The sequence below is a fragment of the Oceaniglobus indicus genome, assembly GCF_002751875.1.
Lineage (GTDB): Bacteria > Pseudomonadota > Alphaproteobacteria > Rhodobacterales > Rhodobacteraceae > Oceaniglobus > Oceaniglobus indicus.
In genome coordinates, this window is the sequence record NZ_NMZM01000006.1 from 21471 (window position 1) to 41687 (window position 20217).

The 20217-nt window shown below is 64.3% G+C and carries 17 protein-coding genes; 10 read left to right on the forward strand and 7 right to left on the reverse strand.

All coding sequences use genetic code 11. The features are described 5' to 3' along the window. The first annotated feature begins 68 nt into the window (after positions 1-68). The gene (locus tag CFP68_RS10600; protein WP_099826909.1) at positions 69-1187 is read left to right on the forward strand and encodes a baeRF11 domain-containing protein; all 1119 of its coding nucleotides are present in this window, start codon (positions 69-71) and stop codon (positions 1185-1187) included. Positions 1188-1247: 60 nt separating this feature from the next. Further along, positions 1248-1985, forward strand: coding sequence for an SDR family NAD(P)-dependent oxidoreductase (locus tag CFP68_RS10605; RefSeq protein WP_099826910.1), 738 nt, complete (start codon positions 1248-1250; stop codon positions 1983-1985). Between the two features lie 75 nt (positions 1986-2060). Here CFP68_RS10605 and CFP68_RS10610 read toward each other — a convergent pair whose 3' ends face one another. The 3 genes from CFP68_RS10610 to CFP68_RS10620 are packed head-to-tail and all read right to left on the reverse strand — an operon-like array spanning position 2061 to position 6028. Beyond that, positions 2061-4274, reverse strand: a complete 2214-nt coding sequence (locus CFP68_RS10610; protein ID WP_099826911.1) for a xanthine dehydrogenase family protein molybdopterin-binding subunit — start codon at positions 4272-4274, stop codon at positions 2061-2063. A gap of 15 nt (positions 4275-4289) precedes the next feature. Further along, positions 4290-4745 (reverse strand): (2Fe-2S)-binding protein, encoded by a 456-nt coding sequence (locus tag CFP68_RS10615; RefSeq protein WP_099826912.1) that lies wholly within the window; start codon positions 4743-4745, stop codon positions 4290-4292. Next, on the reverse strand, positions 4742-6028 hold the full coding sequence (locus CFP68_RS10620; protein ID WP_099827108.1) for a c-type cytochrome: 1287 nt from the start codon (positions 6026-6028) through the stop codon (positions 4742-4744). The genes CFP68_RS10615 and CFP68_RS10620 overlap by 4 nt, the downstream gene beginning before the upstream one ends. A 508-nt stretch (positions 6029-6536) precedes the next feature. Here CFP68_RS10620 and CFP68_RS10625 point away from each other — a divergent pair. The 4 genes from CFP68_RS10625 (at position 6537) to CFP68_RS10640 (ending at position 10687) form a co-directional block, all read left to right on the forward strand. Beyond that, positions 6537-6809 (forward strand): DUF1127 domain-containing protein, encoded by a 273-nt coding sequence (locus tag CFP68_RS10625; RefSeq protein ID WP_206601908.1) that lies wholly within the window; start codon positions 6537-6539, stop codon positions 6807-6809. Positions 6810-6863: 54 nt separating this feature from the next. Then, positions 6864-7358, forward strand: coding sequence for a Dps family protein (locus CFP68_RS10630; protein ID WP_099826913.1), 495 nt, complete (start codon positions 6864-6866; stop codon positions 7356-7358). A 153-nt stretch (positions 7359-7511) separates the two neighbouring features. Beyond that, positions 7512-9245: a hypothetical protein gene (locus CFP68_RS10635; protein ID WP_145953431.1), complete on the forward strand. Its 1734-nt coding sequence runs from the start codon at positions 7512-7514 to the stop codon at positions 9243-9245. Between the two features lie 167 nt (positions 9246-9412). Beyond that, positions 9413-10687: an MFS transporter gene (locus CFP68_RS10640; protein WP_241524044.1), complete on the forward strand. Its 1275-nt coding sequence runs from the start codon at positions 9413-9415 to the stop codon at positions 10685-10687. A gap of 79 nt (positions 10688-10766) precedes the next feature. Here the strand turns inward: CFP68_RS10640 and codA are convergent, their stop codons facing one another. Then, on the reverse strand, positions 10767-12026 hold the full coding sequence (codA, locus tag CFP68_RS10645) for a cytosine deaminase (protein ID WP_099826915.1): 1260 nt from the start codon (positions 12024-12026) through the stop codon (positions 10767-10769). Between the two features lie 33 nt (positions 12027-12059). Further along, positions 12060-13247: an MFS transporter gene (locus CFP68_RS10650; protein WP_241524045.1), complete on the reverse strand. Its 1188-nt coding sequence runs from the start codon at positions 13245-13247 to the stop codon at positions 12060-12062. 272 nt (positions 13248-13519) lie between these two features. Here CFP68_RS10650 and CFP68_RS10655 point away from each other — a divergent pair, with 272 nt between their 5' ends. After that, the gene (locus CFP68_RS10655; protein ID WP_099827112.1) at positions 13520-14578 is read left to right on the forward strand and encodes a 2,3-butanediol dehydrogenase; all 1059 of its coding nucleotides are present in this window, start codon (positions 13520-13522) and stop codon (positions 14576-14578) included. Between the two features lie 357 nt (positions 14579-14935). On the opposite strand, the gene CFP68_RS10660 is transcribed toward CFP68_RS10655, so the two are convergent. Both CFP68_RS10660 and CFP68_RS10665 read right to left on the reverse strand, forming a co-directional pair. Then, positions 14936-15637: a L,D-transpeptidase gene (locus CFP68_RS10660; protein ID WP_099826916.1), complete on the reverse strand. Its 702-nt coding sequence runs from the start codon at positions 15635-15637 to the stop codon at positions 14936-14938. Between the two features lie 111 nt (positions 15638-15748). Then, positions 15749-17776: a M3 family metallopeptidase gene (locus tag CFP68_RS10665; RefSeq protein ID WP_099826917.1), complete on the reverse strand. Its 2028-nt coding sequence runs from the start codon at positions 17774-17776 to the stop codon at positions 15749-15751. A 274-nt stretch (positions 17777-18050) separates the two neighbouring features. Between CFP68_RS10665 and CFP68_RS10670 the strand changes: the two genes are divergently transcribed. The 3 genes from CFP68_RS10670 to CFP68_RS10680 all read left to right on the forward strand — a co-directional run bounded on the left by CFP68_RS10670 (position 18051) and on the right by CFP68_RS10680 (position 20146). Further along, positions 18051-18392, forward strand: coding sequence for a hypothetical protein (locus CFP68_RS10670; protein WP_099826918.1), 342 nt, complete (start codon positions 18051-18053; stop codon positions 18390-18392). Between the two features lie 126 nt (positions 18393-18518). Beyond that, complete coding sequence (gene nth, locus CFP68_RS10675) at positions 18519-19163, forward strand: endonuclease III (protein ID WP_099826919.1); 645 nt, start codon at positions 18519-18521, stop codon at positions 19161-19163. After that, positions 19160-20146, forward strand: a complete 987-nt coding sequence (locus tag CFP68_RS10680; protein WP_099826920.1) for an adenosine kinase — start codon at positions 19160-19162, stop codon at positions 20144-20146. The genes nth and CFP68_RS10680 overlap by 4 nt, the downstream gene beginning before the upstream one ends. The last annotated feature ends 71 nt before the right edge of the window (positions 20147-20217 follow it).

Below are 20217 nucleotides of genomic sequence, written 5' to 3' on the forward strand. Positions count from 1 at the left end.
TGTCAGGCAAGTGGCAAATGCCCGTGTCTGACCGTGCGTTTCGCCGGCTTGTCTGAAAAGGAACTCCGATGCTTTACGTTGATATTCCGTCCCCACGCCAGATCGGCGCGCTCGATCTGGTGCGCTCCGATGCCTGTGTGTCGATCTATCTCGCGACAACCCCCCTGACCCAGCAGATCGGCCAAAGCCGGACACGCCTGACCCAGCTGGTCAAGGACGCCGTGCAGCAGCTGGAGGCGGCAAACGTGGACAAGCGCCGCATCGCCGCGCTGGAGGACCATTTCGAAACCGTGCAGGACGATGATGACTTCTGGGAGGATCAGGCCCACAGCCTGGCCATCCTCGCCACGCCGGACAAGATCCTGACCTTCCGTCTGCCCAACGAGCTGAGCGAGGTCGTGACGGTTGCCGATCGCTTCCACCTCAAGCCGCTTTTGCGGGCTGTCACCTTCCCGAACACGGCCCATGTGCTGGCCGTTTCGGAAAACGACGTGCGGCTGATCGAGGTGTCGGGTGATCTGCCCGCCCGCGAGATCCGGGTGGCCGACATGCCCCGCGACGCCGCCAGTGCCGTCGGCAAGGCCACAATCAACGACAGCGGCGCGGGACGTCGCATCGGTGGCAAGGAAGGTCAGAAGATCCGCCTGGCGCAATATATCCGCAAGATCGACGCGGCCCTGCGTCCGGTTCTGGCGGGATCCGAGCTTCCGGTCATCCTGGCCTCGACCCTGCCGGTGGCATCGCTGGTGCGTTCGGTCAGCAGCGTCGAAATGCTGGACAAGGGCATCGAGGCATCCCCCGACGACATGAGCCCGGCCGACCTCGCAACGGCAGCGCGGCCCGTTCTGGACGCGCATTACGACGACCAGATCGCCGCGCTTCATGACCTGTTCGAAGCCCGCGCCGGGGACAACCGCACCACCACCGACATTTCCGACGCGGCCCGCGCCAGCACCTTCGGCGGGATCGACACGCTGTTGGTCGATATCGACAACGTGGTCACGGGCACGATCGACGAAACGTCGGGCGCGGTCACCTTCCTGCCCGATGGGGGCGCCGGCAGCTATGGCATCGTCGACGAGATCGCCGGTCGCGCCCTGCGCACGGGCGCGCGGGTTCTGGCGGTGCGCAGACAGGACATTCCGCGCCAACAGGACCTGGCGGCGATCTTGCGCTATCCGATGTGACCGCGCGCCGCTGGGCGCCGTCCGTCCGGTCGGCAGGAACAGAGTGAGGAGAGCAATTCCATGAAAGACCAGGTTGTCATCGTGACCGGCGGCGCCGCAGGGATTGGCCGCGCGATCACCGCCCAGCTTGTGCAGGGCGGTGCATGTGTCGTTGCCGTCGATCTGGACCAGGCGGCAGGCGACGACATCGCCGCGGCACACCCCGATCGGGTCGCGTTCCTGAAAGGCGACGTTTCCGACCCACAGGTCGCCCGCGACGCGGTCGGTCTGGCGGTTTCGCAATTCGGCAAGCTCACGGGATTGGTCAACAATGCCCATGCGTCCCGGCAAAAGCCCCTGCTGGATCACACCGCCGAGGATTGGGCGCTGTCCTTCGACACGGGGTTTCGCGGCACGCTGAACTTCATGAAGGCCGCCCACCCCGAACTGGTCAAAACCAGGGGGGCCATCGTCAATTTCGGCTCGGGTGCCGCACTGAACGGCCAGGCGAACCAGGCCAGCTATGCCGCCGCCAAGGAAGCGATCCGCGGGCTGAGCCGGGTCGCCGCCAACGAATGGGCCAAAGACGGCATCCGCATCAACATCGTCTGTCCCCTCGCGCTGACCGAAGGCGTCGAGACGTGGAAAAAGGCGCATCCCGAACAATATGACGAGGTCGCGGCCAAGGTGCCGCTGGGCCGGTTCGGCGATCCGCATCAGGACATCGCGCCGGTGGTGGCCTTCCTGCTGAGCGACGCCAGCCAATACATGACCGGACAGACCCTGATGGCAGACGGCGGCGGAACCATGCTGCGCTAGACACCGGCCCGCACAGCGCGGTGGCGATCGTCGGGTTCGGACCGACGATCGCCACCTTTTTCGTCCAGGCGCGGATCAGCCCCGCAATTCGGCCAGCGCGGCGCGCACCTTCGCCGGCTTGAACGGAACCGAGCGCAACCTGATCCCGGCCGCGTCGAAAACGGCGTTCGAGATCGCGGCCGAAACCACGACCGCCGCCGGTTCGCCCACGCCCCATGGCACATCGTTCTGGCGGTCGATCAGGTCGACATGCACTTCGGGCACGTCCTTGAACCGCATGATCGGATAGCTGGCCCAATCGAGACTGGTGACCATCTTGCGATCGAACGTCAGGTCTTCCATCAGGGTCCGACTGGTGGTCTGGATGACGCAACCCTCAAGCTGAGCCTGCACGCCGGCCGGATTGATGATCTGGCCGCAATCCTGCGTCACAAAGACCCGGTTCACCCGGATCGCGCCCGAATTCGCATCGACCGTCACTTCCGCGACCATGCCGACATAGGTGCGCCGCAACTCGTATTTCACGTACGCCATGCCGCGGCCGGTCAGGGTGGTTTCGCCCTGCGTCTCACGCGGTGACGGGCGCGCGTCCCATTTCGAGAAGGCCGCAAGCCGGTCCAGCACCTCCAGCCCGCGGGCGTCTGACTGGTCGATCAGCCCGCGTCGATAGGCCAGCGGATCGACGCCAAGTTCGGCCGCGATCTCGTCAAGGAAGCATTCGTTGGCAAAGGTGTTCTGCATCCGCCCCGGCGCCCGGATCCACGACGGGCGCAGCGGCGTCGTCTCAAGCCGGTGACAGGTGGTTCGGATATTGGGAAACCGATAGGGAATGGCGGAATCGTTGGTGATGCCGCCGGGGTTCAATTCCTGCGACGTCGGCAGATCGGCGAATGTCGCACCCAACAGCGCCACCCGCCCGCCGGCCCCTTGCGGGATGAAGAATTCGCCCGTCCATGCCGACACCTCGCCCGCGTCGTCGATCTTGGCGGCAAGGTCGATCAGCGTGGGCGGCCCGTGTGGGGCGAAGCCGTGTTCGTCGTGGCGCATCCATTGCACCCGCACCGGACGCCCGATCTCGCGCGAGATCAGGGCGGCGTCGGCGGCCGCATCCTCGTGACCGTTGCGCCCGTAACAGCCCGCGCCCTCGATATAGATGCAGCGGATGTCATCTTCTGGCATCGAGAACATGTTGGCCAACTGACGCCGCAGCCGGTGGGTCGCCTGCGACGACGACCAGCTGATCAGCTTGCCATCGCTGAAATCCGCCACCGAACAGGACGGCCCGATGGAGCCATGGGTGTGCAGCGCGAAATCATAGGTCGCCTTCAGTTCGCGCGCGCCCTGGGCGCTGTCGACATTGCCGATGTCGCTGGTGACGTCATCCTTGACGATGGGTGTCTGGCGCACATGCTCCCAGATCTCGGCCTGATCAGGCAGGCTTTCTTTTGCTGTCCAGCTTGCCCTGATCTCGCGCGCGGCGCGCACGGCGGTCCATTCGTCTTCGGCAACCACCGCCAGGAAATCGCCCTTTCGCACGATCTGAACGTCTGGCAGATGCGCGACCGAGGCTTCATCGACATCGTCGAGCGTCGCCTTGATTGCCGGCGGATAAACGACCCGCGCGTGCGCCATGCCGTCCCGCCTGAAATCCTGCATGTAGTGAAAATCGCCGGTGATCTTGCCCGGCAGGCCGTCACGGATGATGGGCTGTCCGACGATCGTGAAGGTGGCGGGATCCTTCAGCTTCGCATCCTCATCGACATCCAGCGCGAATTGCGCGCCCTGCAACAATTCACCGTAGGAGATTTCCTGACCGCCGCCGCCGATCACGCCATCGGTGATGGTCAGCGATGCCTTGTCGACGTCGAACCGCTCGGCCACGGTGGTCAGCATCGCCTCGCGCGCGGTGGCGGCGGCCTGCCGGATGGCGGTGCCGCCGACTTCGGTGGACAGGCTGCCATATGTGGGGCCCTGGTCCGGGGTCAGGGCGGTGTCGCCTTCGATCACGCTGACCCGGTCCAGCGGCACCGAAAGCTCTTCGGCCACCATCTGGGCAAAGCCGGTGCGCACACCGGTGCCATAGTCGATCTTGCCGCTATAGACCGTGACAAGGCCATCCGCGTCGATCGACAGATAGGAATCGACCACGCCTTCGGCCACGGATTTCAGGGTGCCGACGGCCTGTGCGGCGGCCGGGCCAAAGCCGCGGCTGACCGAAAAGGCGACGACAAGACCGCCGGCACCCTTGAGCAGGGACCGGCGCGTGAGAGTTCGGATCGGTGACGTCATGGCGGTCGTCTCCTCCTATGTCCGGGCGGCGCGCTTGACGGCGCGGATGATGGCGGCATGGGTGCCGCAACGGCACAGGTTGGTCTGCATGCCAGACAGGATCTCGTCATCGCTGGGGTCGGAGTTGTTTTCCAGCAGATGCTGGGCGCGCATCACCATGCCGGCGATGCAATACCCGCATTGCGCCGCCTGTTCGTCGATGAAGGCCTGGTGCACCTTGCCGGGCTTGCCGTCCTCCAGCAGCCCCTCGGTGGTGGTGACGGCGCGCCCCTCCAGCGCCGAGACGGGCATCAGGCAGGAAAAGACCGCCCGCCCGTCCACGATGACGGTACACGCCCCGCATTGGCCCAGACCACAGCCGAACTTGGCCCCGCGCAGACCGATCTGGTCGCGCAGCGCATAAAGCAGCGGCATGGACGGATCGCCGTCGATCTCGTGCTTGGTTCCGTTCACTTCGATACTGACGCTCATTGACCGTCTCCTTCGCGTTTCTGGCCCAATGCCGTCTGCACCGTGTCGTCGACGTCGCTCCATGCCCCCGCGTCCGAGAACCTTGCGCGGACATAGCGCGTCACGTCGGCGATCTGATCCGCGGTCAGGCTGCCCCCGAACGCGGGCATGTAGGGTCCGCCCATGTCGCGGTAGTGATCGACACCGTCGACAATCGTGCGCACCGCGTTGAGCGGCCGCGGGCTGTGCACGGCATAACCCGTCGATAGCGCAATGCCGTACGAGGGGTTGGTATCGCCCGGCCCGCTGCCCGCTGCCGGTTCGTGGCACCCGGCGCAGGCCCCCACCCACAGCGCGTGGGTCGGGGCAAGGTCGTCGGGCACGCCGTTGTCAACCACCGCGATCGGTCCGGCGTCGTCGTCTGTCAGGCTGGCCACATAGGTGGCGATGGCCGCGATATCTTTCGGCGGAACCTTGGAAAGGTTGCCGACGGTTTCGCCCATCGGCCCGGCGGCGGCACCATGGGCGCGGCTGAAACCGGTGGTCAGGTAGGTGGCCAATTGCGGCGCGCTCCAGCCCCGCGCGCCATCGCCCGCCAGCGCCGGCGCATACCAGCCGTCGATTTCGGCCCCCGCCAGGGCGGCGTCCGATTGTTCGGCCCCGACGGCGTTGCGCGGTGTGTGACAGGCGCCGCAATGGGCCACGCTTTCGACAAGATACCGCCCGTGGTTCCAGTCCTCGCCCTGACCGTCCACGGGATCCAGCGGACCCTCGTCGAGAAACAGCAGGTTCCAGCCGGCCATCAGCAACCGGATATTGAACGGGAACGGCAGGTCGTTCTCGGGCGCCTCGTGCCGCACCGCGGGGATCGAACGCAGATAGGCATGGACGGCGGCGATGTCGGCATCGCTCATCTTGGTGAAATGGGTATAGGGGAAAGCGGGATAGAGATAACCACCCTCGCGGTCGACCCCTTCGCGCATGGAGCGGGCGAAAGCCTCGAGGCTCCAGGTGCCGATGCCCGTCTCGCTATCGGGCGTGATGTTGACGGAATAGATGGTGCCGAAGGGCGTCGCCATGGCGCGGCCACCGGCATAGGGTTCGCCGTCGGCAGCCGTATGGCAGCTTTCGCAGTTGCCAAGTTGGGCCAGATCATAGCCGCGCGCGATCTCGGATTGATCCGCATCGGTGACGCGACCGGCATCCACCTTGTCCAGTTCAGGCTGCCAGGCAATTACAACGGCCACCAGGGCCACAAGCAAACCGACGCCGACAACGGCGATCAAGGCGCGTTTCATGGTCATGTTCATTCCCCAAACGCTATGCTTCTCAAACGTCAAGCCTAACGCGCATGGAAAATAGGTCAAGCTCACGTCGCCCCGTCGACGCCTGGGGGGAGGCTCGGAAGCGCGCAAGCCGTCATATTGAGTGTGCGCAATTTGTCGTCGTATTCGATGGATTGCCTTGTGATTCGAAGGCGCCACGTGCTGCCGATGCGACGCGCCACGTGAAGTGTGCCTTAATTGCAACACTACCACCCTAGCGCCTTGAAATCACGCGGTCCAATCACCATATCTGGATCATGATGACGTTCAGCTTCCATAGAAGGTTCCCGCCCGGCGCGGGTAGACTGTTGAACCGCCCCTAGCCCCGGGCGGGCAGGCCGATTGGCCTGTCGTCGTTCCGGGGGTTCCTGATTTCGCATCGAACACATGGACAGGATATCGGCGCGCCAGACGGCGTGGCGTTCCGCACGCGCGGGACGATGACCGATGTCCCGGCAACAACAGCAATCTCTGACTGGAGGATGACATGCCTGCCTACATGGCACGTGAAGAATTTTTGCAACCCAACGATGGACGCCACACCGGCAATGTCGGCACGGTTCTGGGCGGCTTGGCCCGCTCGGCGACGCGGCGCCTGAAGCGCAACCGCACAAGGGCCGCCCTGCGCGCGATGAGCGACCGCGAGCTTCGCGATATCGGTCTCTATCGCGGCGACATCCCGCACGTCTTGGCCGCGCTGGATGAAACCGCACCGGGCCGGGCCGCCATGGCGCCGACCGCGGCGCGGCTCAGCGCCTGACGCCCGCCGCGACGCCATCCACAGCATCCCGAGACATTTATAAAGGAGCGTCCAATGACCGGCACGACTGCACTGAACATCGAACCCCGCATCGCCCCCTCGGCCTTGGCGAACGACGCCGCCGTGACCGAGGCGCTGGCGCGGGTTCTGGCCGATACCTATCGCCTTGTCCTGAAATCGCACATCTACCACTGGAACGTGACCGGTCCGCTGTTCGTCGCCGTGCATGACCTGACGCAGGACCATTACACCGACATGTTCGCCGCCGCCGATATGCTGGCCGAACGGATGCGCGCCCTGGGCAAGCTGGCACAGATCGATCCGACCGATCTTCTGGCCGCGCCGGATGGCAGGAACGCGGATGCGACCCTGTCCGCGAAAGACATGATCGGGGATCTACTGGCCGACCATGAAACCTTGGCCGCGCGGATGCGCGCGCTGGTCGCCGCGGTCGAAGCGGCCGATGATCCGGTGACGGCTGACCTTGCCACCACGCGGGCCGATTTCCACGAAAAGGCGGCGTGGATGCTGCGCGCGCTGGCCGGCTGACCCGGCTCCGACACGGCGATGACACATGCAAGGCCCCGGACCCTGTCCCCAGCCCCTTGCATTTCGTGTTGCAGAAAAAACTTGGGTTGGCCAGATTTTGGCCAACCTTACCCTCGATAGCCGCAATATGTGGTTTTTTCCGAGGGATGAAGTATGCTTGCGCCCGCGAATATTTTTCCGCCAGCACTGATACGCAGGCTTCCATTCCCGAGCTTGGGGATCGACATCAACTTTTGCCGCAATCCGCAGTGCGATCTCTTCGCGGACCCACCTGATCCATATATAAGAAAAGGCCGCCCGTCTACAAAAGTCAAACGAAATCAGCCGCGTGGGGAGGTGATCGGCTCCGGAGACGATAAAACCTTCAAGTGCGGGGCGTGCGGCCAATCATCGATCATCAAGAACAATAGTGCGGTAGTGGAGGAATATCGCCGCCTCCGCCGCCGTTTTCAGGCCGAGCCACCCCTGCCGGACTTTTGTCAGAACCAAGCTTGCGACAATCACCAGAAGCGGCTCGGAGAGAACACGGGCCTATACCGAAAAGCCGGACGCACCGGGACGGGGACACAGCGATATATGTGCAAGGCCTGCCTGAAAACCTTTACGGTCGGGTCGCGCATTCGGAAACAGCACCGCAGCAGCACGAACGGCGATGTGCTATGGATGATCACCAATGGGATTCCGCTTTCCAAGATCAGCGATTTTACCGGTCTTTGTCCGCGTGATGTCTATCGGAAGATCGACTTCATATACAGTCGTGTCGTTGATCACAACGCCAGGCGCGAACGCTCCTTCGCATCGGTCGATTGGAACAAGGTGGGGCGGCGCTTTGCGACAGATTCCCAGACGCTGCACCTCAACTGGCCGAACAAGAAGACGCGGGCGCAGATCGCCGTGCAACACCTTTGCACGGCCCACGCCAACACCGGCTACATCATGGCCGCCCATCTGGGCCTTGACCAAAGCGAGGATCTTCCGGAAATTGAGGCGCGAATGACTGATGCAGGGGATTTCGCCTTGCCCCGTGCCTTCCGGAGCCAAGCAAGGGTCTGGTCGGAAACCGAGTTCAAGGCGTATCTCGACAAGATCACCCGAGGTGTTGCGATTCATCCGCTGGAAGCGCCGGATGTGGATCTCGACCTGCAACTGCCCCATAGGGGCGCATTGCTGCGCCAGGACATCATGCAGCTCGCGCACGCGTTCGTATTGCGTCATTTCCTGGGGAAGGGAGATGAGCGGTTTGTCTTCGTGCTGGACGCCGATTCCGGGTTGGCACTCTCCTTTATCTCGGCCTTTGCTCCGTGGGTAAAACAGAAGCGCGCCGACGTGATTGTCGTGCATTTCAATAAGCACAAGTCCAACGACGAGCGGATTATGCTCGTAGGTGAAGGCAACGTGGCGCGACAACTCGCCACGGGCATCTCTCGGGCAAACTGGGCGACGTTAAAGGCCGACGAAAAGGACCGGCACACTGACGCGGCCATCGAGGGGCTCTTGCAAGGACATCTGATTGATGAGCCTTTCGCCTGGCCGTTTCATACAAAAAGCGAGCCGCACCGCCGCATCCGTATCATGACAGACCGCCCGGATATGGCGCCCGACCGGCGCGCGAGGTTGATGCGTCTGGCCACGCTTCGAAGTGTGGATGCCTACTTCCACAAGGTGCGATCAAACCTCCGGTTCGCCGCGCGGCCCGCACATACCCCCAGCGGCAACGGCCGCACTTGGGATCGCCATTACCTCTACAACCCTGAAACGATGGTGAAGATCATCGAGATTTACAGGTTCAAACACAACTGGCTGGGCTCATCCACAACTAAGAAAACACCTGCAATGAAAATGGGCCTTGCCCGCGGCAAAATGCGCCTGAGCGAGTTCTTCGAGTAGAAAATGAAACAGCCGCCAATTTCTCGGCGGCTGCAACACGAAATGCAAGTGGCTGGACCCTGTCCGGGGCTTTCGCGTTCCCGGTTACCCGCGGCGCCGTTTCCCGCTATACGGTGCGCATCGTCCACCTGCCCTGTCGGGCCGACGGACCAGCCGGGATCGACACCATGGCCCAGAACATACGCGAAACCCTTGCTTCGGTGCGCGCCCTGCTGGGCGGGACGGCCGCCTTCATGGCCGGCAACAGCCTGCTGGGAGTCGTTCTGCCGCTGAGGATGGAAGCCGACGGCTATCCTGTCCTGCTGACCGGCGTGGTCATGGCGGCCTATTACCTGGGGCTTGCCCTTGGCGGTTTCCGCTCCAAGCTGGTGATCCTGCGGATCGGCCATATCCGCGCCTTTTCGGTCTTTGCCGCGCTGACGGCCGCCACCTGCCTGGCCTATGACGCCTTTTTCACCCCGGCGGCCTGGGTGGTCCTGCGGGTGATCAACGGTTTCTGCATCGCCGGCATGACGACCTCGATCGAAAGCTGGCTGAACGAGCGCAGCACGAACGAGACGCGCGGGCGCGTCCTGGGGTTCTACATGCTGTCCTTCTATCTCGCTATGGCGCTCGGTCAGACGCTGGTGAACGTGGCTCCGGTCGAGGGCAGCGATCTTCTGATGCTGTCGTCGGCGCTGATCGGCCTGTCGCTGATCCCCGTGGCGATGACGCGGCTCGGCAAGCCCGACCTTGCCCAGGTCCGCGTGCTGGGCGTGCGCCAGATCTATGCGGCATCGAAGGTCGGCGTTGTGGGAGCGGCCGTTGCGGGGGTGCTGATCGGGTCGTTCTATGCGCTGGCGGTGGTCTTTGCCCGCCAGATCGGGATGAGCGTGTCGCAAGCGGCGATGTTCATGAGCGTCGTCGTGCTGGGCGGCCTGACGTTCCAGGTGCCTGTCGGCATGCTGGCGGACAAGTTCGACCGGCGCGTCGTCATGGCCGGCATCCTGATCGCGGTGGGTGCGACGTGGGGGCTGTTGTCGCTTTCGATCTCGAACGGGGTGCCGCTGGTCGTGCTGATGGTCATCGCCCTGGCGTTCGGCGGCGCGATCAGCAGCATCTATCCGCTATGCGTCGCCCAGACCTTCGACCGGCTGGACCGGGCATTCTATGTCGCGGCATCGGGGCGGTTGCTGATGGTCTATTCCATCGGCGCGACCGTCGGTCCGCTTCTGGCCGCGGCGCTGATGTCGGCCTATGGGCCGGCGTCGTTCTTCGTCTTCGAATCCGTGATCGCCATCGCCTATGCGATCTTCGTGCTGTTCAGCGTCAGGGCGGTGCCGCAACTGCCCAGGGACGAGCAGGAAAAGTTCATTCCCCTGCCCGACATCTCGCCCGAGGCCATGGCGCTTGACCCGCGCACCGACCCCGAACCCTGCGCGCCGTCCCGGCCCGACGACTGAGAACCGCCAGGGCCGCAGACCGTGCCGCGGGCCGACCCGAAGGCGATGGCACCGCCGCCGCCGTCGGGCAATTCGCGCGTTACCGGGTCTGGCGGAACAGATCCAGTTCGACATCGAAGCGCGGTTCCGGCCGCTTGAACAGGTAAGCGCCGTTGCGGATCGACGCGAGGACATCGGCGCGCTTGCGCACCGCCTCGAACGGGCTGTCGGCGTCGAGCACCAGGAAGTTGGCGGGTTTGCCCACCTCGATACCGTATTGGTCTTCGATGTTCAGCGTCTTGGCCCCGTTATGGGTGATCAGGTCCAGCACGCGGTCAAGATCCTCGAACGACATGGTCTGGGCCAGGTGGATGCCGTTGTCGAGGATGTTCATCAGGTTGCCATTGCCCACCGGATACCAGGGGTCGTTGATCGAATCCTGCCCGAAACAGACGTTGATGCCGCTGTCGAAGAACTCCTTCACGCGGGTCAGGCCGCGCCGCTTGGGATAGCTGTCCTGCCGTCCCTGAAGATAGGCGTTTTCGGTCGGCAGCGAGATAAAGTTCATCCCCGACTTCTCGAACAGGCCCATCATGCGGAAGGCATAGGCATTGTCGGCCGACCCGAAGGAACAGGTGTGGCTGGCGGCGGTGCGGGTGCCGATGCCCTCGCTCATCACCAGCGCGTTCAGCAATTCGACAAACCGGCTCATCACGTCGTCGGTTTCGTCGCAATGCACGTCGATCAGCTTGTCGTACTTCGTGGCCAGTTCGACGGTGCGGTGGATGGACTTCTCGCCGATCTCGCGCGCCCATTCGAAATGCGGGATCGAGCCGACGCAATCGGCGCCCATCTTCAGCGCTTCTTCCACCATTTCGTCGCCGCCCTTGTAGGCATACATGCCCTCTTGCGGGAAGGCGACGATCTGGATCGTGACGTTGTCTGCCAGCTCCTCGCGCAGCTCGAGCATCGCCTTGAGGCCGGTCAGCTCGGGGTCGGTCACGTCCACATGGGTGCGGATGAACTGAACGCCCTTCGACACCTCCTCGCGGATGCCTCTCAGCGCCCGTTCGCGGGCGTCTTCCTTGGTCTGGGATTTCTTCACGTCGTGCCAGCGGGCGATGCCTTCAAACAACGTGCCGCTGGTGTTGGCCGCGCCCGCGCAGCTGCCGGTAAAGACATAATCCAGATGCAGGTGCGCATCGACATAGGGCGGCACGACCAGCCGGCCCTTGAGGTCGATCACCTCATCCGTATCGGGCAGGCCGGTGCCGATCTGCTTGATCCTGCCGTTTTCAACCAGGATTTCGCTGGGTTCGGCGGCGCCACGATAGATGCGGGCATTGGTGAATTTCTTCATGTCAGTCTCCTGTTCATGGGTGAAGGGGCGCACTCAGCTCGAGCGCAGGGTTTGTTTCGCCATCAGCGCCACCGCGATGGCGAGGATGAAGCAAATCAGCGACAGATAGATGACGCCGTTGACATCGAACGAGCCAAGGAAGCCTTCCAGCAACATGCCACCGATGAAGGTCGCGATCATGATCGAGAAGTTGAACACGCTCGACTGCACCGAGGTCGCCACGTCCTTGGCCTCGTCGATCTGGCGGCTCACGGCGGTCTGATACATCGTGACCAGCGGCCCGAAGGCCAGCCCCCAAAGAAAGAAGCCCACGATCGACACGGCCAGGCTGGACGGAAAGGCCAGGAACAGCGCCATGGCGATGCCGCCGGTGGCCAGGGCCGTGACGATCAGCGGTTGCAGATAGGCATCGATGTATCGCGCCGACAGGATCACCGAAATGACCGAGCCGATGCCGAAGATCAGCAGGGCAAGCCCGATACCGCCGATCAGGTCCAGCATCTGCACCAGCAGCGTGATGTAGGTATAGATGCCGTAATGGGCCACGACCGACAGGAAGGTCAGAAGCAGCACGATCAGGATCGCGGGCATCCTGATGATGGCCAGGGGCGAATTGGTCTTGCTCATCCGTTCGCCCTTGACCGACGGGATATAGAGATAGGCCAGAACCGCGATGGCCACGACGATGACGCCCAGCACCGCAAAGGCAGCGCGCCAGTCGAAGGTGACGCCGATCATCGTCATCACCGGCAACCCGATGCTGATGCCCAGGGTGTTGCCCGACATGATGACGGTGATCGCCCGCCCATGCATGTTCCGGGGCACCAGCCGCGTGCCATAGGCGGCGATCATCGGCCACATCACACCGGCGCACAGCCCGCCGAGGATCCGGCAGGCGACGATGACCTCATAGGATGTCGAGACGGCAACGACCAGGTTCGACACGGCAAAGCCGGCAAGCAGAAGCAGCAACAGCAGCTTGCGGTTCATCGTCAGGGTCAAGCTGATCAGCGGAATCGCGAATATGGCCGAGGCCAGCGCATAGACGCCGACCAGGAAGCCGACATCGCCTTCGTCGATGCCGAGGTCGGCGGCCATCTGCGGCAGGATGCCCGACGGCACCAGCTCCGACAGGATGCCGACAAAGGTGACGCTGGACATCAGGCCAAGGACGAACCACGAAATGGTCCGCTTCGCCCCGGCGGCATCATTTCCGACCACGATATGACCTCCTGTTGGCGCGCGAGGCATCGTCTCCGACCGCGCTTGCGAACGCCCCGACACCCCCGGGCGTCGCCTGGGGGTGTCGGAATGCGTTCGTTCATGTTTCGGGGCCCACCATGGCCCCTGCGCCCCCCATGCGCGTTGATCCGGGTTAATATCCAATGAAACAAGTCGGATATTATGAAGCGGACCGGGATCGATTCGTGGCGCAGGCGACGATGCGCATCCTTCTGCAGGCGATGCAGCCCGCACAACACAGGAGCATGATCATGAAAGCCGCACGCTGGCACGCCGCCAAGGATATCCGCGTCGAAGATATCGACGAGCCGCAAGTCACCGCCAAAGACATCAAGATCAAGGTCGCCTGGACCGGAATCTGCGGCAGCGACCTGCACGAATACCTGGCCGGGCCGATCTTTGTGCCCGTGGGCGAAAACCACCCGCTGAGCCATGACAAGGCGCCGATCACCATGGGCCACGAGTATTGCGGCGAGGTGGTCGAGATCGGCGAGGACGTCACGGATATCGCCGTGGGCGACCGCGTCGCCGTCGAGCCGATCTATCATTGCGGCACATGCGATGCCTGCCGCGAGGGGCTGTACAACCTCTGCAAGGATCTGGGGTTCGTCGGCCTATCGGGCGGCGCGGGCGGCTTTGCCGCCTATTCGGTGGTGCCGGCGCACATGGCGCACAAGATGCCGGACGCCCTGTCGATGGAGCAAGGGGCGCTGGTCGAACCCGCGGCCGTGGCGCTCCACGCGGTCCGGGTCAGCAAGATCAAGGCCGGCGACACGGCGGCGGTCTTTGGCGCGGGGCCGATCGGGCTTTTGGTGGTCGAGGCGCTGCGCGCGGCGGGCGCGGCCCGGGTCTATGTCGTCGAGCCGTCCCCGGAGCGGCGCGAAAAGGCGATGGAACTGGGCGCGACCCGCGCGATGGATCCGACCGATACCGATGTCGTGGCCGAAATCCGCGACGCCACCGGCAGCGGCGTTCACGTCGCCTTCGAGGTGACGGGCGTGCCCCAGGTTCTGGCCCAGACCATCGATTGCACGCGCCACGAGGGCGAGGCGCTGGTCGTGTCGATCTGGGAAACCGAAGCGGCGTTCCAGCCCAACACCGTCGTGCTGAGCGAACGCACGATCAAGGGGACCATCGGCTATCGCAACGTCTATCCGGCGGTGATGGAGCTGATGACGCGCGGCTATTTTCAGGCCGAGAACCTGGTGACCAAGCGGATCGAGATCGACGACATCGTGGCCGAGGGCTTCGACGCCCTGTCCAACGAGAAGTCGCAGGTCAAGATCCTGGTCAAGGCACCCGAAGCCTGAGCCGGGCCGACCCGCCGGTGCCGCGCACATCTTGGGGCTGTTCGCGCTCAAGACGCATCGGTCGGGATGGCAAAGGCGTCGGTGCGGCATCAACGCGTCAGCCGCTTCAACGGCTGACGCCCAAGACCGTCGGCTTGCGCTAAGGCGGGTCAAAGCAATGTCCCCGGGCCTATCCGGGCCCGGGGTGGCCGTCGCCTGACCGACGACAGGATACCGGAAACCGATTTGCGCAGGCCCGAACCGCAGCGCCGCACGCGCGGCGGGAAAGATGCAGGGACCGACGGCTTATGCGGCCCGCTTCGTCGGGCCGCACTCAGCGAACAAAAGCATGTCCGGTGGTGCCGGGTTTCGGCGGCGTCAATACACCGCGCCGAAGGTATTGGCCTTCTCGGACGGCTGCACGATCACCTTTGCGCCGTCGGTCGCCTTGTCATGCAGATCGATGGCATCCTGGTCCAGCAGGCGCACACAGCCCGACGACACGAACTTGCCCAGGTATTCCGGCTCACACCCGCCGTGGATGCGATACAGCGTGTCCTTGCCATCCTGGAACAGATACAGCGCGCGCGATCCAAGCGGGTTGTCGGGACCACCGGGCATCCCGCCATTGGCGATGGAATAGGGTTCGAATTCGGGCCGACGCGCGACCATTTCATCCGGCGGCGTCCAGCGCGGCCACTTGCGGCGATACTGCATCGTCGCCGTTCCCGCCCATGAAAAACCGGCCGCCCCCAGGCCGACGCCATAGCGCATGGCGCGTCCGCCGTCCTGCACCAGATAGAGGAACGCATTGTCAGGCTCGACGATCAGCGTGCCGGGCGCCTCGCCCGGATAGGGGTTCGCGACCTGCTGGCGCCACAGGCGCGGGTCGACCACACCGGCCGGCACGGCCGGAATCGGGAACGGTTCGGTCGTGATCGCGCCGTAATGATCGGGCATCGGCGTGACGGGCGCCACGGGCGCGGTGGCGCCGGCGCGGCGCGTGACCGCCTCGGGGGAGGTGCAGGCCGCCAACGCCGCAGCCGATGCGGTGGCAAGGAATGTGCGTCGTGTGACCATGGGAATTGTCCTTCTCGTCCGTAACCTCGGGCAGCGCATGTCATATCCTGCCGCCCCGGGAAAGACCCGGGGTGGCGGCGCGTATCGCGCATTCGTGATCGGGCGGGCCGTTCAGGCCGCGTCGGCCAGTCCACGCCCCTTCAGCAACGCTTCGACCCCCGGCATGCGGCCGCGGAACGCGGTATAGAGGGCATCTGCCTCGGCCGAGCCGCCCACTGACAGGATGTGATCCTCGAGCTTTTTCGCCATCTCGGGGTCGAAGGCGCCGCCGGCTTCCTCGAACGCCTGGAACGCGTCAGCGTCCATCACCTCGGACCACATATAGCTGTAATAGCCCGACGAATATCCGTCGCCCGCGAAGATATGGGCGAAATGCGGCGTGGCGTGGCGCATCCGGATGGCGTGGGGCATCTCCAGCCCTTCCAGCACCTCGTCCTGACGCTGCATCGGATCTTCGGGCGCTTCTCCGGAATGGAAATCGAGATCGACCAGCGCCGAGGCCAGGTATTCCACCGTCGAGAACCCCATGTCATAGGTCGATGCCGCCAGCAGCCGGTCCAGCATGTCCCTGGGCATCGGTTCGCCGGTGTCCACATGGGTGGCGAATTCGGCCAGCACCTCGGGCACGTCCAGCCAGTGTTCGTAAAGCTGGCTGGGCAGTTCCACGAAATCCCGCGCAACCGAGGTGCCCGAGATCGATTCATAGGTCACATCGGACAGCATCTGGTGCAGGGCATGGCCGAACTCGTGAAACAGCGTGCGCGCATCGTCATGGGACAACAGCGCCGGCTTGCTCTTGGGCGGTTTGGCGAAGTTGCAGACGTTGACGACATGGGGGCGGATATCGCCGGCCAGCTTCTGCTGGCTGCGCATGGCCGAACACCAGGCGCCCGAACGTTTCGAGCCGCGCGCGAAGTAGTCACCGATGAAGACCGCCACGTGTTCGCCGTTGCGCGTGACATCCCAGGCCCGAACGTCGGGGTGATACATCGGCACGTCCAGCGGCGCGAACTCCAGCCCGAACAGGCAATTCGCACAGGCGAAGGCGGCTTCGATCATGCGTTCGAGCTGGAAATACGGCTTCAGCGCCGAGGCATCCAGATCGTGTTCTTCCGCGCGGCGTTTTTCCGAGTAATAGCGCCAGTCCCAGGGCTCCAGATCGCCGTTCACACCGTCGCCGTGCATCATCGCGGTCAGGCGGGTCGCGTCGGCGTCGGCGGCCGCCTTGGCCGGCTCCCACACCTGCATCAGCAGATCCTTCACCGCGTCAGGCGTCCTGGCCATCTCGGTTTCCAGCTTGTATTCGGCAAAGCTGTCATACCCCAGAAGCATCGCGCGTTCCTCGCGCAGCGCCAGGATTTCGGCGGCGATATCGCGGTTGTCGGTCTCGCCACCGTTGGCGCCCCGCGCGCTCCATGCCTCATAGGCAATCTCGCGCAGATCGCGACGGGGGGAAAATTGCAGGAACGGCACGATCAGTGACCGCGACAGGGTGATGACCGGACCCTTGGCGCCCTTCTCCTCGCCCGCGGCGCGCGCACCTGCGATCACGAAATCGGGCAGGCCCTCAAGATCGTCCTCGGACAGTTCCATGAACCAGTCGCGTTCATCGGCCAGAAGGTTCTGCGTGAACTCGGTGCCCAACACGGCCAGCCGGCCCTTCACCTCGGTCAGGCGATCGCGCGCATAGCCTTCCAGTTGCGCGCCTTGCCGGACAAAGCCGCGATGGGTCAGGAACAGCACGCGCTGATGTTCATCGGTCAGCTTCAGATCGTCACGCCGGTTCCAGAGCGTGTCGATCCGCGCGAACAGCTTCTGGTTCATCGCGATTTCCGACGAATAGGCCGACAGCCGGGGGGAAAAGGCGCGCTGCAAACGCTCGCGCTCGGGGTTCGAATCGGCTCCGGCAAGGGCATGGAACACCGACAGCACCTGTCCCAGCTTGCGATCCGCCAGTTCCAGCGCCTCGATCGTATTGGCAAAGTCCGGCGCCTCAGCGTTGTCGGCAATGGCGGCGATGTTCTCGCGCGCCTCGCCCAGCGCCGCGTCGAGCGCGGGTTCAAAGGCGTCATCCCCGATCTCGCCAAAGGGTGGCAGGCCGAAAGGGGTCTGCCAGTCGGTGAGGAGCGGGTTGGTCATGAATCGTTCTCCGTCATATGAATACACCCCCTACCTAGGGTGTCGCGGCCGCCACGGCCAGTGGGGCGCCATGGCCCGGGCATTGTCATGGCAGCTCACGCAACGGTGTCGCGCGAAATGGTGTCGGTGTCGCATCGGGCGATGCGTCGCGCGTTGCGTCATGGTATGGGTTACACGACCAGAGCACGACTCCGGCGATTCCACGGGGAAAGATCCGGCACACCGGGCGACCCGACCGAGCAGCAAGACCACGACAGATGACAGGACCGATCCCATGACGATCTCACACTATTCTTCGCACGCCTTGGTGGCGTTGTGCCTTGTCGCGGCCGCGTTTTACCTGGCCGACATGCGGGTCGGACGCGACTCATCGGTCGCACGCAGCGCGATCGGCATCGATTTCCTGTCGCCGCGCGCCAATGGGCTGCTGTCGGCCTGCGCGCAGGGCGAATTGCAAAGCTGCGACCGGGCGCGCCGCCATGCCGAGATCGCCAACGACAGCGTCTATTCGCGCATCAACGTGGCCTGCCGCGCCGGGCAGACGTTGTATTGCGACCTGCGCAAGGGTCTTGTCGACGCCGAGTTGCGCAAACACGAGAACCGCAACACCGGCTGAGGGTCGCCCGCACGTGATCCCGAACCACCCGTGATCCGAAGGGGTGTGCGTCGGGATCGGCCGCGCGGCGCGCCCGTTTCGCGCCGCCGGGCTTGTCCTGTCGCCATCTGCGGGGCATAGGGAGCCATGGCAAAACAACTGTCCTATCCGGTCATGCACCAGATCTTTTCGCGCTTTCAGGCCGCCGAGCCCGAGCCGAAAGGCGAATTGGAGCATCTGAACGCCTTTACCCTGGTGGTGGCCGTCGCGCTGAGCGCGCAGGCCACCGATGCCGGCGTGAACCGGGCGACGCGCGGGTTGTTCGCGGTGGCCGACACCCCCGAAAAGATGCTGGCCCTTGGGGAAGAGGGCGTGACCGAGCACATCAAGACCATCGGCCTCTATCGCAACAAGGCCAAAAACGTCATCAGGATGAGCCGAATCCTGGTCGAGGAATATGGCGGCGTCGTGCCGTCGTCGCGGGCGGCGCTGCAATCCCTGCCCGGGGTCGGGCGCAAGACCGCCAACGTGGTGCTGAACATGTGGTTCCGTTATCCCGCGCAGGCGGTGGATACGCATATCTTCCGCCTGGGAAACCGCAGCGGCATCGCCCCCGGCAAGACGGTGGAAATCGTCGAGCGCGCCATCGAAGACAACGTGCCGGCAGAGTTTCAACAGCACGCACACCATTGGATGATCCTGCACGGACGCTATGTCTGCGTGGCGCGCAAGCCGCGCTGCCCCGACTGCATCATCCGCGACCTGTGCGCCTATGAGGAGAAGACCGAATGAAGTTTGATGTCATCGGCATCGGCAATGCCATCGTGGACGTCATCGCCCATGCGGATGACCGGTTCCTGGATCGGATGGGAATCGAGAAGGGCATCATGCAGCTGGTCGAACGCACCCGCGCCGAATCGCTCTATGATGCCATGTCCGACCGGGTGCAGACGCCCGGCGGTTCGGTGGCCAACACGCTGGCCGGTCTGGGGCGGCTGGGGCTGTCCACCGCCTTCATCGGCAAGGTGAAGGACGATTCGCTCGGCCGCTTCTATGCCGAGGGGATGGAGGCCGCGGGCACCGCCTTTCCCAACCCGCCCGTGTCCGGAGGCGAGGCGCCGACGTCACGTTCGATGATCTTCGTCTCGCCGGACGGCGAGCGGTCGATGAACACCTACCTCGGCGCGGGTGCGGATCTCGGCCGCGCCGACGTGCCGGCCGATGCCTTCGCAGGCGGCGGCATCCTGTTTCTCGAAGGGTATCTGTTCGACAAGGACGCGGGCAAGACCGCTTTCGCCGAAGCGGCGCGCCTGATGCATGACGCGGGCGGGCGGGTCGGGATCTCGCTGTCCGATCCGTTCTGCGTCGATCGCCATCGCGCCGATTTCATCGACCTGATCGAGAACGAGATGGATTTCGTCATCGGCAATGCCGCGGAATGGACATCGCTCCATCAGACCGACGATCCGATCGCGGCGATGGAGCGGGCCGCGCAGGTCTGCGACACGGTGGTCTGCACCCGCTCGGGCCAGGCCGTCCTCCTGGCCCGGGGCGCCGAGCGGGCCGAAGTGCCGGTGGTCCAGATCGTGCCGGTGGACGCAACCGGCGCGGGTGATCAGTTCGCGGCCGGGTTTCTCTATGGCTATGCGACGGGCCGTGACCTTGAAACCTGCGGGCGCATGGGCGTGGCGGCGGCAAGCGAGGTGATCCGCCACGTGGGGCCACGCCCCGATGCCGATCTGCGCGCGATCTTTGCCGACGCCGGGCTGATCTGAGCGGGCGCCCGACGGCGTTTGTCATCTGAAATGTTTATGCGGCGGTCGATCCTCCTGCTAGGCTGCCCGCA

Coding starts and splice junctions, on each gene's coding strand:
- CFP68_RS10635 (WP_145953431.1), top strand. CDS start 7,512: ATGCTTGCGCCCGCGAATATTTTTCCGCCAGCACTGATACGCAGGCTT.
- CFP68_RS10625 (WP_206601908.1), top strand. CDS start 6,537: ATGCCTGCCTACATGGCACGTGAAGAATTTTTGCAACCCAACGATGGA.
- codA (WP_099826915.1), bottom strand. CDS start 12,026: ATGAAGAAATTCACCAATGCCCGCATCTATCGTGGCGCCGCCGAACCC.
- CFP68_RS10605 (WP_099826910.1), top strand. CDS start 1,248: ATGAAAGACCAGGTTGTCATCGTGACCGGCGGCGCCGCAGGGATTGGC.
- CFP68_RS10610 (WP_099826911.1), bottom strand. CDS start 4,274: ATGACGTCACCGATCCGAACTCTCACGCGCCGGTCCCTGCTCAAGGGT.
- CFP68_RS10640 (WP_241524044.1), top strand. CDS start 9,413: ATGGCCCAGAACATACGCGAAACCCTTGCTTCGGTGCGCGCCCTGCTG.
- CFP68_RS10670 (WP_099826918.1), top strand. CDS start 18,051: ATGACGATCTCACACTATTCTTCGCACGCCTTGGTGGCGTTGTGCCTT.
- CFP68_RS10630 (WP_099826913.1), top strand. CDS start 6,864: ATGACCGGCACGACTGCACTGAACATCGAACCCCGCATCGCCCCCTCG.
- CFP68_RS10615 (WP_099826912.1), bottom strand. CDS start 4,745: ATGAGCGTCAGTATCGAAGTGAACGGAACCAAGCACGAGATCGACGGC.
- CFP68_RS10600 (WP_099826909.1), top strand. CDS start 69: ATGCTTTACGTTGATATTCCGTCCCCACGCCAGATCGGCGCGCTCGAT.
- CFP68_RS10655 (WP_099827112.1), top strand. CDS start 13,520: ATGAAAGCCGCACGCTGGCACGCCGCCAAGGATATCCGCGTCGAAGAT.
- nth (WP_099826919.1), top strand. CDS start 18,519: ATGGCAAAACAACTGTCCTATCCGGTCATGCACCAGATCTTTTCGCGC.
- CFP68_RS10680 (WP_099826920.1), top strand. CDS start 19,160: ATGAAGTTTGATGTCATCGGCATCGGCAATGCCATCGTGGACGTCATC.
- CFP68_RS10665 (WP_099826917.1), bottom strand. CDS start 17,776: ATGACCAACCCGCTCCTCACCGACTGGCAGACCCCTTTCGGCCTGCCA.
- CFP68_RS10620 (WP_099827108.1), bottom strand. CDS start 6,028: ATGACCATGAAACGCGCCTTGATCGCCGTTGTCGGCGTCGGTTTGCTT.
- CFP68_RS10660 (WP_099826916.1), bottom strand. CDS start 15,637: ATGGTCACACGACGCACATTCCTTGCCACCGCATCGGCTGCGGCGTTG.